Origin of the sequence: Leuconostoc sp. S50 (assembly GCF_016624925.1) — a bacterium.
GTDB lineage: Bacteria > Bacillota > Bacilli > Lactobacillales > Lactobacillaceae > Leuconostoc > Leuconostoc pseudomesenteroides.
Genome location: NZ_JACVUE010000004.1, coordinates 25,466 through 40,222, shown reverse-complemented (window position 1 = coordinate 40,222; position 14,757 = coordinate 25,466). Strand labels below are relative to the sequence as shown.

General features: G+C 40.1%; 13 protein-coding genes and 2 other annotated features. All 13 genes read right to left on the bottom strand.

All coding sequences use genetic code 11. The features are described from left to right. Window positions 1-12: 12 nt before the first annotated feature. The 13 genes from IAE53_RS04950 to IAE53_RS04890 all read right to left on the bottom strand — a co-directional run bounded on the left by IAE53_RS04950 (window position 13) and on the right by IAE53_RS04890 (window position 14,306). Window positions 13-993 (bottom strand): phosphatase PAP2 family protein, encoded by a 981-nt coding sequence (locus IAE53_RS04950; RefSeq protein WP_200136215.1) that lies wholly within the window; start codon window positions 991-993, stop codon window positions 13-15. An 89-nt stretch (window positions 994-1,082) separates the two neighbouring features. Continuing rightward, complete coding sequence (locus IAE53_RS04945) at window positions 1,083-2,495, bottom strand: cell wall metabolism sensor histidine kinase WalK (RefSeq protein ID WP_200136214.1); 1,413 nt, start codon at window positions 2,493-2,495, stop codon at window positions 1,083-1,085. Further along, window positions 2,492-3,208, bottom strand: coding sequence for a response regulator transcription factor (locus IAE53_RS04940; protein WP_200136213.1), 717 nt, complete (start codon window positions 3,206-3,208; stop codon window positions 2,492-2,494). The genes IAE53_RS04945 and IAE53_RS04940 overlap by 4 nt, the downstream gene beginning before the upstream one ends. Before the next feature lie 98 nt (window positions 3,209-3,306). Then, window positions 3,307-3,465 carry a hypothetical protein gene (locus IAE53_RS04935; protein ID WP_200136212.1) on the bottom strand — a complete coding sequence of 53 codons (159 nt, stop codon included), beginning with the start codon at window positions 3,463-3,465 and terminating at the stop codon, window positions 3,307-3,309. Window positions 3,466-3,554: 89 nt separating this feature from the next. Then, a complete protein-coding gene (locus IAE53_RS04930; protein ID WP_148424321.1) occupies window positions 3,555-5,399 on the bottom strand; it encodes an APC family permease in 1,845 nt (614 codons plus the stop codon). 107 nt (window positions 5,400-5,506) lie between these two features. Beyond that, window positions 5,507-6,646, bottom strand: coding sequence for a PTS transporter subunit IIC (locus IAE53_RS04925; RefSeq protein WP_200136211.1), 1,140 nt, complete (start codon window positions 6,644-6,646; stop codon window positions 5,507-5,509). A gap of 367 nt (window positions 6,647-7,013) precedes the next feature. Then, window positions 7,014-8,141 (bottom strand): 5-methyltetrahydropteroyltriglutamate--homocysteine S-methyltransferase, encoded by a 1,128-nt coding sequence (locus tag IAE53_RS04920; RefSeq protein ID WP_200136210.1) that lies wholly within the window; start codon window positions 8,139-8,141, stop codon window positions 7,014-7,016. A 227-nt stretch (window positions 8,142-8,368) separates the two neighbouring features. Next, window positions 8,369-8,635 (bottom strand) — a binding site (T-box leader). 47 nt (window positions 8,636-8,682) lie between these two features. Continuing rightward, window positions 8,683-9,159, bottom strand: coding sequence for an S-ribosylhomocysteine lyase (locus IAE53_RS04915; RefSeq protein WP_200136209.1), 477 nt, complete (start codon window positions 9,157-9,159; stop codon window positions 8,683-8,685). Further along, window positions 9,159-10,019, bottom strand: coding sequence for a MetQ/NlpA family ABC transporter substrate-binding protein (locus tag IAE53_RS04910; protein ID WP_139967801.1), 861 nt, complete (start codon window positions 10,017-10,019; stop codon window positions 9,159-9,161). The genes IAE53_RS04915 and IAE53_RS04910 overlap by 1 nt, the downstream gene beginning before the upstream one ends. Window positions 10,020-10,041: 22 nt before the next feature. Next, window positions 10,042-11,163: a vitamin B12 independent methionine synthase gene (locus tag IAE53_RS04905; protein ID WP_200136208.1), complete on the bottom strand. Its 1,122-nt coding sequence runs from the start codon at window positions 11,161-11,163 to the stop codon at window positions 10,042-10,044. Window positions 11,164-11,183: 20 nt separating this feature from the next. Further along, complete coding sequence (locus tag IAE53_RS04900; protein ID WP_148424316.1) at window positions 11,184-12,323, bottom strand: PLP-dependent aspartate aminotransferase family protein; 1,140 nt, start codon at window positions 12,321-12,323, stop codon at window positions 11,184-11,186. Continuing rightward, window positions 12,320-13,426 (bottom strand): PLP-dependent aspartate aminotransferase family protein, encoded by a 1,107-nt coding sequence (locus IAE53_RS04895; protein WP_200136207.1) that lies wholly within the window; start codon window positions 13,424-13,426, stop codon window positions 12,320-12,322. The genes IAE53_RS04900 and IAE53_RS04895 overlap by 4 nt, the downstream gene beginning before the upstream one ends. A gap of 7 nt (window positions 13,427-13,433) precedes the next feature. Next, entirely contained in the window at window positions 13,434-14,306 is an 873-nt protein-coding gene (locus tag IAE53_RS04890) for a homoserine O-succinyltransferase (RefSeq protein ID WP_200136206.1), read from the bottom strand. A 67-nt stretch (window positions 14,307-14,373) separates the two neighbouring features. Continuing rightward, window positions 14,374-14,671 (bottom strand) — a binding site (T-box leader). Window positions 14,672-14,757: the final 86 nt, after the last annotated feature.

Genomic DNA, 14,757 nt, shown 5'->3' with positions numbered 1-14,757 from the left:
GCTTTAAAATATTTATTTTGTTGGTTCAACAAAGTGTGCAGCTAATAAGCGGCTTGCCATGAAAATAATCAATCCGACAATGATGCTTGAAACCGTAACATCACTCAGCCAGTGAGCACCAATGCGCACACGACTCATTGCGGTCAATATTCCCATCGCAATCCCAAAAATCGTCATTTTCTTCTGAGCACTAATGTTGCCTCGAGGAACAAAGAAAACCAAGTAGAGAAATAACCACCCTGACATAGTATGACCTGAGGGAAATGAGTTATGACCATTAATACCATTTAAATGATACCATGGGGTAAATTCACTCATCGTATTGCCGGCAACTGTCGTCATTTCATAAGGTCGAAAGCGTCCCCATAACGACTTCATTTCACCAATCGTCGTTTGCGCGATAAAGACCACTGCAATACCAACTAACGCTGCTGTGACCAAGTAACGAATGTCTGCATCACTTTTACTTTGTAACCAATTATAAAAGAATAGTGACAGCACAACGGTTAAGATGACAGCTAGTCCCCAGCGCAAAACTTCGGGATAATTTTTCACCGCAGAAGTATTGTTTGCCACGCCCATTGGAATACCCTTAGACAAATTATTCAACATTGAATAAGTATAGCTCAACATATCTTGCAAAATAGCCAACATTTGATTAAACGCAAATGCTAGTGCACCAATGGTCATCACATAGCGCAAAACTTCGTCTTGTACCCGTCGCCAGATAGTCCACGCAATAATTTCAAATGCAGCAAACAATACAATGCCAGCGCCTTGGTCGGCATAGTTTTGAAAAATATTACCAAAAATTGAATTTTGATCCATAACTGCATTAGTGACGTTCTTATCAAAAAACGTCGCCACCAAGAGACTCAGCACACCCACACCTAATAAGATTGTGAGTATTTTTTTCTCACTGACCGTCGTTTGAAAATCAGTATCCGTCGTGTCAAATGCCTTAATGTTGGCATCATTGCCTGTTAATTGCATGGCTCTATCTCCCCATATCTGATAGTTTCAGTATAAGGGATTGATGTTATATTTCCGTCAAAATCTTGTAAACACGCTCTTGACTAAAATTAATTAACAGTTTGTTGATCTGGGATAGTAACAGTGATTGTCGTGCCAACATTTGGTGTGGAATCAATCGTGATATCGCCATCATGCAATGTGACAATCTGTTTGACAATCGCCATACCGATGCCGGATTCACCTTTAGTTGACATACGAGATGGGTCAGCCTTATAGTAACGTTCAAAAACATTGTCAACTTGTTCAGCTGTCATGCCAATACCGGTGTCTGACACCGTAAAAATTGTGGCATTTCCTTGGCGACCAACTGACACCTTAATTTGTCCCTTTTGCGTAAATTGGATAGCATTATTAATCAAATTAAATAATACTTGCGTTAATCGATCCTGATCACCAAAAACCATGGCCTGCTGATCACCTAAAACGTCAATTGTTGTCTCTTCTTGTGCTGCCTTGTTAGATAATTGATTGCTTAAATCACTAATCATTTTGTAAGCATCAATTTTTTGTTTTCGCAAAACAATTTTATTCGCCCTTAACTTTTCATAGTCAAGATTTTCTTCTACCAAACGAATGAGACGTTGCGTCTCTTTTTGCATCAATGCATAAGCACGCGATTTTTCTTCTTCCGGAAAAACATCATAAGATAATCCTTCTAGCAGACCAGACATAGTCGTCAGTGGTGTACGCATTTCATGCGATGCATTAGCCATAAACTGCTTTCGTCGTTCCTCTTGCTCAATAATTTCATCACTTTGGGCGCGTAATGCCAATGATAAATTATTGATATCACTAGCTAAATGACCGAGCTCATCTTTACCAGTTCGCTTTAGCTTGAGTTCATAATTACCTTCAGCCATTTGTTCTGTGGCTTGTTGCATATCTGTAATAACATGTGACCACCGCCACGAAATGACCGCTGCTAATGACATCGCCAACGTACCACCTATCACCATGGCAGCAACCATTTCTTCTAACAACATTGTAGATTGCGCACTGCGTCCTACAATTTGACGTGAAACACGGACAACGCCAAGTTTTTCGCCACCATACATCCAACCACGATACACTGATAGTCGTTCGCCTGATTGCGTTCGCTTGATACGTGAATCACCGGAAAATGTTTCTTGCCAAAGTGTTTCGCTAATCTTTTTTGGTCCAGTACTACCATAAACACGCTTGTGGGTTTTGTTATCATAAATTGAAACTTCAACACCTTGGTCGGACATGACTTTTTTTGCCGTCTTAAAGACATTGGGATCAACATTTAATTTGCTACCACTATCATCGCCAGTATCAACTACCAACGAAAAAAATGTCGTCGCATAGTTATTCAAATTACTGTATGTTTGTTCATAAACAGAGTGGAACATGAACTGTGCAAACAAAAAACCAACAATGACAATCATCGTCATAAGGATGGCGAGAAAAGCGAGCATCTGTTGGTGCATAATTTTCATTCTGGTTCAACTCCTGAATCATCGAACTTATAACCGACTCCCCAAACTGTCTGGATAACTTGAGGTCCAGCATTTTCAATTTTTTGGCGTAACTTTTTCACGTGAGCATCAACAGTACGTTCATCCCCAAAATACTCATAATCCCACACCATTTGTAATAGTTGTTCCCGAGAAAACACTTGTCGAGGCTTAAGCGCTAATGTCTTAAGCAATTCGAATTCTTTTGGTGTCAAAGCTTTTATAGGCTTACCATCCAAAAATACCTCGCGGGTATTAGAGTTAAGCTGAAAATGTTCCGTTGTCACGTCAAATTTCTCATGGGCCGGTTGAGTATTGATAGCTGCCTTTTCTGCACGGCGGGCAATCGCTTTAATGCGAGCAATTAATGTAATCGGACTAAAGGGTTTAGTGACATAGTCATCAGCCCCCATTTCAAGGCCTAGTACCTGATCTGATTCACTATCTCGTGCAGTTAACATGATCAGCGGCACGTTATCATTCATTTCACGTATTTTTGACGCTACTTGCATTCCGCCCAATCCCGGTAAATTGAGGTCTAATGTAATCAAATCAAATGCAAAAGGGTCCTCGGCAAATAACGCAACTGCTTGATTGCCATCATAGCTGTATGTTGCTTGCCAACCCTCCTTTTTGAAAAACATGCTCATCATCTCGGATACAGATTTATTGTCTTCAATCATTAAAATTTTCATCGCAATTATCCTTAATTATTATCTTATATCTAAGATTATACGTCATGACACCATTTTATGCACGTATATTCACACATGAACACCTATTTTTGTAGAAATTATGATTTTTTTTGGTCTGTTTCTTCATTTTTTTGTGTTTTGACCTTTTTAACTTCACGATGATACCAACGTATAATCATGACTAAACCAACGGTTGAAATGGTCATTGCGATGACAACCCAAATAAAAAATAGCATCCACTTTGTTTCCATTGACATGGATATAACCTCCTATAATGGTAAAAATTGTGCCTAAATGGCGCATTTATGTACATGATGCACCGTGCCAAGGCACTGGTACAATCACATTACTCAGTTAAATGATAATAATATGTTGAAACAGAGATATCTTCTCGCGAAGCAAATGCTGTTCGTAAACGCAAAGAATTTTGGTTGTGTAAAATGTTTTGCCAAGGTTTTTTAGGTACGAATTGTGGCACCAAAACAGTGACCGAATGATTACGTTTTTTGGCTTGCTTTGCCACTGCATCAACGAAACTCAATGCTGGTTTAACAATGGAACGATACGACGAATGAATATCGACATATCTCACATCTGGAAAGTCTAACTTAAATTGTGTTGAAGTTTCCAGCTCTTTTTTTGGATTAACATCAAAACTAACGTGCATAGCGACAACATAATCACCAATTGATTGTGCATAATCAATCGCTTCAGTCGTCACCTTAGTAATATTTGACACCAATACAATTACCGTTGCGCCATCGTAATGATGACGAACGGCGTTATCATTATTAGCATATTGGAGCCTCAACTGTTTACCAATGCTTAGATAATGATGTTTGATTTTTAGAAAAGTAAACATCACCACAGGCATAATCAACAAGTATGGCCAGACATGTTCAATTCTGGTAGCAAACAACGTTATCACCAAAACAGCTGAAATAAAGGCGCCAACAAAATTAATAACTGCTTTCAAAACCCAATTTTTTGGTTTTTTGTGCCACCAGTGAATAATCATACCTGATTGTGACAATGTAAACGGCACAAAGACACCGACAGCATAAAGTGGAATCAAGGCATCCGTAGAACCATGAAAAATAAGCAATAAGATGATGGCTCCAAAAGATAATGACAAAATACCATTTGAATATCCCAAACGATCACCTTTATCCATGTAAAGATGTGGCAAATATTTGTCACGCGCTAGGTTCAACGCCAACATCGGAAAAGCCGAAAATCCAGTATTCGCCGCAACAGCTAAAATCATCGCTGTCGCTAATTGCACAATATAGAAGCCAATATTTTGTCCCCCAAATGTTGTCATTGCAATCTGTGATAATACCGTTGAATGGGCATTAGGGTGGATGCCATACCAATAACTTAGAAAAGTAATACCACCAAAGAATGCTGCCAAAATTAACGCCATCAAAGCTAATGTTGATGCCGCGTGTTTCTCTTTAGGCACCTTAAAATTAGGTACCGCATTGGAAATTGCTTCAACACCAGTTAAGGAAGATGACCCACTTGAAAAGGCACGCATGAACAAGACAAATGATAAGCCACTAAAACTAGTCCCAATTTTAGCTGCAGCATGATAAGGCAACTGACCAGTCACTGCTTGAAAAACACCCCAAGCAATCATAATCGCCAAAACCGTTATAAAAAAATAGACTGGAATCATTAAGAAATTGGCACTCTCCCGAAGGCCCCGCAAGTTCATACCAGTTAAAAGCAAAACCACAATAATCGACAGTGGTACCGTAAATGGTAGAATCGCAGGCACAGCTGCCGTAATTGCGTCTGCCGCTGCCGACGCTGAAACGGCCACCGTTAGCATATAGTCAACTAAAAGTGAACCACCAGCCACTAAACCAGCCTTAGATCCCCAATTCTCACTCGCCACAGCATATGCACCACCACCAGATGGGTAAGCGTGAATAATTTGTCGATAACTCATTACAATAGCCGCTAACAGCACCAAAACAAGCAATGCGATTGGTACCTGCAGCCACAATGCAACCGCACCTGCAGCCAATAAGGCTGTTGTAATTGACTCCGTTCCATAAGCAACTGATGATAAAGCATCTGATGAAAGCAACGCCAAGGCTTTTGTCTTTGACAAAGACTGCCCACCCTCGTCCAACGTTTTTAATGGCTTTCCAATCAAAATGCGTTTGATATTTTGAAACATATCATAATCTCTCAATACATTTATTTATTACTCAACATATTCTACGCTACTTTTATGTATTAAAAAAGCCGTCAATATGACGACTTTGTAACAAACTACACACGTTGTTAAACAACTTCAAGATGCAAATCGTTTTCTTTGGTGTGTCCTGTTTTGCGCAAGAAATAATAAAAGGCTAATGAAGCAACAACTGGCACAACAATACCAAAGACTGCCACTAACAGCAATCCGCGAGGATCACTTGAGGCTAAAGCAATCGGTGCGATAAAACCATTCAATCCTAATCCAGCAATGGCAAATGGTACTTTCAATCCGAAGATACCAACAGCTACCATCGCAGACACCCCAGCAATCAAGGCTGGGCCAAACATCAATAACGGACTCTTAAGCAAGTTTGGAAATTGCACTTTTGGCGTGACAATCGTTTGTGCAAAATTAGCTCCCAAATCATTTTGCTTCCAACCCATTGCTGTATAAACGACAAACCCTGCAGTGGTACCAATTAATGCAGCACCACCAGATAGCGGATCAAGCATAACCGCAATTGCCAGCGCTGCAGAAGAAGCAGGTGTCATCAAAAACAAGAACCAAACAACTGATACGACAAACGCACCCAAAAATGGATTGATTTTCATTGTTGAAGCAAGTGATTCTGATACCCAGTTCAAGAATGGCGTTGTCACAGATGCAGTAGCTAAGCCAAAGAATGTACCAGCCAACACAGCACCAAATGGTACTAGCATCATATCCAAAGGTGTTTTACCTGTCAACCAGTTACCGACAAGCACTGCCATCAAAGCAGCCAACACCGCAGAAATAGGTTGTCCGGACGTCATCACTAGTGAACCAGCGGCCTGATCCGCAGCCCATCCCGTAGCCGTATGGGTAGCTGGTGCAACTGCCGAAGTAAAGTAAACGGCGTTAGATCCAACAGTGGCCGCAATTAAGGCAGCCCCAGTTGTGAGCAAATTTGAACGCATCGCAATTGCGATACCAACACCCAAAGCAGGTGCCAACATTTTTTGACCCATCAATCCAGCCTGTACTAATGGTGTGAAATGAAATGCGTTACCAAGCGATGCCATTAATAATCCCATACCCAAGACGGCAAGGATGGCGTGTGAAATGCCTTGTGAGACGTCATAAACAACTTCTCGAACAGTTCGTGGATTTGCTTTGCGGTCACTTAATTTTTCAGTTTTGTCAGTCGCATGTGATGATTGCGTTTTTGATAATGTTGCGTCCATAATAATTCCCCTTTGGGCTTGTTGCCCTTGCTCCATTTTTTGCTCATAAGCTGCGCATCTTATGAAAAAACTCTAAGAAAAAAGGAGCGCTAGATATACTAGCGCTCCTTTAAGTTATACGACTCAAGTCGACAACTTCACGCCAGCCTTTTTATCAAAGGCCAGCATCACAAAGTGAACCAACCTTGAAGTCAAATAATAATGACGACAATGTTGATTTGAATGCTTTGTGTGAAGTTGTTTACACTGAGACGTTGCATGTAACATTTTTCCTTTAAGTTAATAAAATTATTATGACACCATTGTTTTAAAATGTCAATAGTCTAATTTAAAAAAAGATAAATTTAATTTTAAAACAATAATTCGCTTATCCCCAAACTTCATCTAAAATTTCTTTTACCAACTGTAATTTAGCCCATTGTTGTGCATCAGTCAAAATGTTCCCTTCTTCGGTTGACGCAAAGCCACACTGGGTTGATAACCAAAGCCGATCCAATGGCAAATATTGAGTCGCTTCGTGTATTCTAGCAATGATAGTCGCCTTATCTTCCAGTTCACCAGATTTTGTGGTGATCAATCCCAGCACAACCTGCTTGTCGCCAGATACTTTTGCCAACGGTGCAAAGCCACCCGCGCGTTCAGAATCATATTCGAGGAAGTAATTGGTTACATTTTCTTGACCAAATAACTCATCTGCTACATCATCATAGCCACCACTTGTTGCCCAATCAGAATGATAATTACCGCGACAAACGTGTGTATTAATGGTTAAATCGTCAGGCAAATCAGCAATCGCACCATTATTCAAATCAAGGTATAATCTTTTCAAATCATTAATATCAAATCCAGTTGCGGCATAGACATCCTTAAACTTTGGATCAACTAGCAAACCCCAAGTACAGTCGTCAAGCTGAACAGTTCGTGCACCAGCATTGTACAAAGCTAGTATTTCTTCATGATAGACGCGTTTAATATCTTCAAACAATTCTTCATTACTATCATAGTATTCGGCAATGCGTTCCACATTAACGCCACGGCTCAGCTCACCATAGAATTGTGAGGGTGATGGAATCGTAATTTTAGCTGCCACACCAGCTTCATCTGCCAAAGCTTTGACGAATTTAAAGTGTTGGATAAATGGATGCGTATCCGCATTAAAACCTAATTTTCCTGTCAAACGTGCTGAATCATCCCGCGTTTCTTCATGTGCAAAGAAATAGCCTTCGCCGTAATTAAAGCGTTCTACACCATCAAATCCCCAGAAATTGTCCAAATGCCAATAAGAACGACGAAACTCACCATCTGTGACGACATCTAAACCTGCCTCAACTTCTTTGTTCACAAGTTCTGTGATTGCTGCATTTTCGACACCTTCGAGTTCCTCAGCTGTGATATTACCTGCAGCAAACGATTGCCGTGCCTGCTTCAATGATTCTGGTCGTAGAAATGAACCGACATGTTGGAATCCAATTTTTTGTAATGTTTGTGTTGTCATTATTATTCTCCTGTTGTTATCATGCAATATTTTTTAACATCAAATTAGTAAGCATTTACCCACTCATTTGAGCACCACTGCCTCGTAAAAACACTGCCGTCGCAACTTTGTCAGCGTGTAAATACTGTATTTTTTGGTATCTAGTCATTGCGACTTCCTTTCTAATTGCACACCGCGCTGCCTTTTCTAAATGCAGCCATCAAAAAACCGCAGTCTAAATTAATAGACTGCGGGACGACTTGTCGTGTTACCACCCGGTGTTTATGTGCTGCTCACGCGAACACACCTCACATCAATCATCAATTGCTGAAAAACAATTAAGAATTGGCGCGGCTATAACGGGCGCACCCGAACAATGCTTGTGTTCATATCTAATAAGCACTCACACTATTAATCACTCCAAGACCATATTCGTATTTTCTCACAATCCGCTCTCACCAAACGCGAACTCTCTTTATCTGATAGAATACTACTTATCTTTTCTACGTTAGAAACAATATATCTTATTTTAATTATTGTGTCAACTTATTTTCATTTAAGTCTAAACAATTTTGCGTTCAAAGGCATCACTTGAAATGCCTTGCACCAAAATAATTTTAGCCCACTCTTTGGCAGAATGAAGACTGTGGTCTTTAAAGTTCCCACAGCTTTCAATTTCAGCGGCTGGTACTTCAGTCACTTCATCACTGACAATTTTTTCCAAAACCTTTTTGAAAACCTTAGCCAATGTTTCAGAATCATAGTTTACCCACGAAATAACATGGAACCCAGTGCGGCAACCAAATGGCGAAATATCAATAATACCATCAATTTCATCACGTACTAGACCCGCAAACAGATGCTCTAAAGTATGTAACCCACCAGTTTCAATGGCTGTTTCGTTAGGTTGCGTGAGGCGCAAATCATAGTTGGTAATACTGCCACCATTGGGACCGGCTTGTGTTTCAATCACACGCACATAAGGCGCTTTAACTTTTGTATGATCTAAGGTAAAACTTTCAACAACTGTTTCTGACATTATTTCACTCCTTTAAAATACGATAGTGGCTTAACCACTTCTGTTTTTGTACCGTGATACTTGTCGGTGATGTATTTTTGCGACGCCTTATCACGGTATAATGTTAACAACTTTTGATACGTCTTATTGCCTTTATTTTTAGCTGCTGTTGCTAAAATATTGACATTTGCGCGAGTGTGATTATTGATATGTTCATAGTAAATGGCATCCTTTAAAACATTTAATCCAGCAGCTTGTGAAACCGAATTAGATATTAATACAGCATCAACGCCATTGTCATTTAGTAGCCGCCCACCGGTTGTATCATCAATTTCTTTAAATTTGAAATGGTGCGGGTTAGACGTTACTTTTTCCAAACCATCTAAAGCGCCAAAATTAGACGCAATTTTAATCAAACCAGCATCGGCTAATAATTTTAAACCACGCGCTTCATCGGCTTGATCCTTGGCAATCGCAATCGTTGCCCCATCCGGAATATCTTTTACCGACTTATATTTACCAGAATAAATACCCAGCGGTTCCAAATAAGTTGTTCCAATTGCAACTAATTTTCCATCTTTACTGTCTTGATTAAATGCTTGAAAGTAGCTATATGACTGAAAAGCGTTAACATCTACTTGCCCCTCCGCGGTTGCTTTGTTAAGCGTCAAGCCATCTGTAAACTCTTTGACTTTGATGTTTAATTTTAAGCGTTTGGCAGCATCACTTTTCGCTAAATGTCGCCAAATATCGGCGTCACTGGTGACTGAACCAATTGTAATGGTGTTAGTTGATGCCTTTTTTGAGGCGTTTGCATATGTCACACCACCCACAATAATGACCAAAACGGCCAATATCACAAACCAAGTTTTTTTGCCCATACCATCTCCTTATTTAGTCTAATTAAGCTAATTCTGCATCCGCAATCCGCTTAATCAAGTCAAGTTTGCGCCACTGATCAGGAATTGTCAAAATATTTCCTTCTTCAGTGGACGAAAAACCACATTGTGTTGACAATGCTAATTGCTTTTTAGGTACAAATCTGGCAGCTTCGTTAATCCGTGCCACCACATCGTCAACATTTTCTAAATCAGCAGATTTAGACGTCAACAAACCTAGCACAATTTCCACATTGTCTCGTCCGTTATAAATGGTCGTCAAAGGTTCAAAATCACCGGAACGATCATTATCATATTCCAAGAAAAAAGCGTCATAGTTTAGTTGACCCAAATATTTAGCCACCGGTTCATAGCCACCCTCAAATAAATAAGTTGACTTAAAGTTACCACGACAAATGTGCGTCGACAATTTAAGATCATCAGGTAGCCCTGCTAGTGCTTTGTTAATGACATAGACATCATCTTCAGCAGTCTTAACAAATTGTGCGTGTTGTTCTAGATTTTCTGCACTCGCATTGAGTTGTGAAATCAAATATGCCCAAGTTGTATCATCGAGTTGAATATAACGGGCGCCCAAATCATAAAAATGTTGTAACGTGTCATGATAAGCTTGTGCCAAATCATCTAAAAAGGCTTCCCATGTATCATAATACTTTGACCACAAATCAGAACGGTGATCACGATTGATGATTAAACTAGGTGATGGAATCGTCTGTTTAGGTTCCACACCATCTGGCACGATTGATTTCAAATATTGAAAATCTTTAAAGAATGGATGATCCAAATTAGCATGGACCTTACCATTGATACGTACGTTAGTAGACCGCGTTTTTTCACCATGAAATTTGTAAGAATCTGCTTGATCATAAAATTCAAAACCACCCAATTGACCCAAAAAATCCAAATGCCACCATGAACGATTAAATTCACCGTCTGTCACTGCCAGTAGACCAGCTTCTACTTGCTTAGTTACTAACTTTTTAATTTCTGTCTGTTGTACCTCACGCAATGCATCAGCTGTGATTTCGCCATCAGCGTACTGTTCACGTGCCTCTTTCAAGTTTTTGGGACGCAAATACGAACCTACTTGGTCAAAATGATAGTTTAATTTTCCTGCAGTTGTCATGTTTTCTCTCCTTCTAATATTCAAATTGTTGCCAATCCAGCGTCTAAGTCACTAATTAAATCAGCCACATCTTCTAATCCGACTGAAAATCTCAATAATCCAGGGCTAATACCAGTCTTGTCCAATTCTGTTTGATTGAGTTCAGCGTGACTCATTTTAGGTGGATAGCTGATGATACTTTCCACTGCACCCAAGCTAACTGAAAATGCGGGTATTTTAAGTGTGGAAACGAGTCGTCTGGCATTGGCTTCACTACCAACATCAAAACTCAATACTGCCCCACCGTTTTTTGCTTGTGCTAAGTGAACCTCGTGCCCTGGATGTGTTGCCAGCCCTGGATATAGTACGTTCACGATTTTAGGATGTTGTGCCAAATGTTCCGCAATTTCTTGTGCCGAATGAGCAGCATGAGACATTCGAACTCCCAATGTCTTAATACCTCGTAATAATAACCATGTATCCAAAACACCAAGCGTTGCGCCAACAGCATTTTGAATAAAGTAAATCTTATCAGCTAATTGCTGGTCATTGACCACTACTGCCCCTGCCAAAATATCTGAATGGCCCGCCAAAAATTTGGTTGCTGAGTGGACAACGATATCTACGCCTAAATCTAATGGCTTTTGCAGAAATGGTGACATAAATGTATTATCAGCAATTGTGAGTAACCCGTGTGCTTTAGCAATGGCTACTACTGCTTTAATATCCGTAATATGCAAAATAGGATTGGATGGCGTTTCAATATACAGCGCTTTGGTTTCTGGTTTAATAGCTGCTTCAATAGCCGATTCATCAGCAAAATCGACAAAGTCATGTGTAATCCCCCAACGCGGTAAAATTTCTTCTAACACGCGGAATGTCCCACCGTATACATGCTGACTGACAACTAAATGATCCCCAGCCGATAAGGTAAACAACACACTGCTGATTGCCGCCATGCCAGTACTAAACAAATAACCATGTTTTCCATGCTCTAGTGTTGCAATTGCTTGTTCGCCTGCCTCGCGTGTCGGGTTGCCAGATCGTGCGTAGTCATATTCACCAAACTGATCAAATGATGGTTGATCAAATGTCGAACTTAATTGAATAGGCGTGTTAATCGCACCAGATATAGGATCGTGCACAGTTGCTGCCTGAATAATATCTGTCCACTCGCTCATTGCCTTGCCCCCTGTATTGCATTTACCAAATCATCTAGAATATCATGTTTTTCCTCAAGACCTGCACTGACACGCACAAGATGATTCGTAATTCCTAATTTTTCTCGTTGCTCTGCTGTCATATCATGATGTGTTTGAACAGACGGTATTGTAATCAACGTCTCAGGTCCACCTAGACTCTCAGCAAATGAACAAATATTAAGCCCTTTTAAAAAACGATCAACATCATAATCTTCTGACAAATAAAAACTCACCATACCACCTAATCCTGCATACAAAACGTGATCTACTCCTGAAACATTTGCTAATTTTTCAGCAAGAAAATGGCCATTTTCATTATGCCTTGCCATTCTCAAATGTAAGGTCTTCAAGCTCCTTAACAACAACCAAGCGCTAAATGAATCTAGCACCTGCCCACGCGTGACCAATGTATCTTCAATTTTTTGGGCTAAATCATCTCGCCCAGCAACGACAACACCAGCTAAAATATCATTGTGCCCACCTAAATATTTTGTAGCCGAATGAACGACAACATCAGCGCCGAGTGGTATCGGATTTTGGAAAATGGGTGTTAAAAATGTGTTGTCTACTGCGACTAATATATCCGGACGCACCGCTTTGACCGTTTCACATAACCAATGAATGTCAATAACTTTCATAGTTGGATTGGAAGGTGTCTCAATCCAAATTAACTTGGTCTCTGGTTTAATGAGTTTGAAAATATCATCCCCATCTGTCCAGACATCATAGGTCACACCATTATGTTCGACCAATCCATCAAAATAGCGATATGTCCCACCATATAAATCATCGGATGTAATAAAATGATTACCTGATTTAATTAAAGCATCAAAAACTAAGTCAATTGCTGCCATGCCGGAACTTGTAGCAAATGCTTGCCGACCATGCTCTAACTCGGCCAATTGTTCTTCCAAAATGCTTCTGGTTGGTGTATTCATTCGGGCGTAGTCAAATCCTGTTGATTCTCCTAAACCCGGATGCCGATAAGCCGTTGAAAAATACAGTGGACTTACAACGGCGCCAGTTTTCATGTCATCAGTGCCATTACCACCTTGTGCTAATAAAGTGTCTATATTTGTCATAAGTTTCTCAATTCAATGCTGATATTAGGTTAATTGCTGTTATTTTGTTTGTCTTTGCCACAATTAGTTGCCCCCAATTTTTAAAAAATTGGTTTGCTGTGTCTTGCCAACTGTTGCGTGGACGCCCATTAACAAAATAATTTTCCGGTTCAAGTGTCTGATTGTCACCGGCTGAGTCTCGATAATATTCATCAGCCAGAGTTGTTGTGTCATACTCCAGATGCCCGCTGATATACGTCGAGTTCACGCCTTCATCTCGGAGAATAAAAGCACCCAATTCGTCATCATCAGCCACTCTTAGCCGCCGTGGTATACCCAATGACGGTATAGTAAAGTATCGAGATTGTGGCATTTTCAACACATCTAAGCCCCAAGTTAGCTCACTTTGCGCGACATGCCCAGGGCGATAGACGCCCGACACTTTGTTTTTAATCGCTTTGACTGGAAAATTTCTTTCAGCATAACCTGCCGCATAAGTCGCCCAACAGGCAAATAAGCTTTCCGTAACATGCGTTTTTCGCCATTCCAATAAATGTTGAAATTCTTGCCAATAATCTACTTGCTCAAACTTAATTTGGTCAACAGGCGCGCCAGTTACGATCAACCCATCATATTGTTGGTGCCAAACGCCCCCTAATGTCAAATAATGATTAGTCACTTCGACTGCATTATGTCTTAAATTATGAGTGGCAGGTATTGCAAAAGTAATCCGCACGTTGACTGGCAGGCAATTCAACAGCCGGACAAATTGTTTTTCTGTTTGTAAACGATTAGGCATCAGATTAACTAATAAAATGGTTATTGTTGGTTGTAGTAATTTGTATGACCCAATAATTGTTTGCTGCTGTTTTAACAAGCCATTTTCTAAAATAACACTCATAACTTACCTCCTTAATTTGACAATTTAGCAAAATAACACAAAAAAACCGCAATCTATTAATAATAGATTGCGGGACGTGAAAAACGTGTTACCACCCGGTGTTCATGTAGGTTCTCGCACCCACACCTCCAAACGTACGCCGCCAATCTTTCGTCGAGAACATCTGTGAAAGTCTTTGGTAATACGTCGTCTGGTAACGGGTGACACCCGATTTCAACTTACTGCGTTGCACATATGAGTGTACGCCTGCTCGTATCCGTGAAAACTCCAAGACCATTTTCCCAGAATCAACCTTATCTGCTTTCACCAACGACAGACTCTCTTTTTAAGGCATTTTATGGTACTTATCTCTTCAACGTTTATGTTGCTTCTAACTATAACTTTATATCCACATAATGTCAATAGTATTTTCATAATTAACAAATGAAATCTCACAATAACCACATAAAAA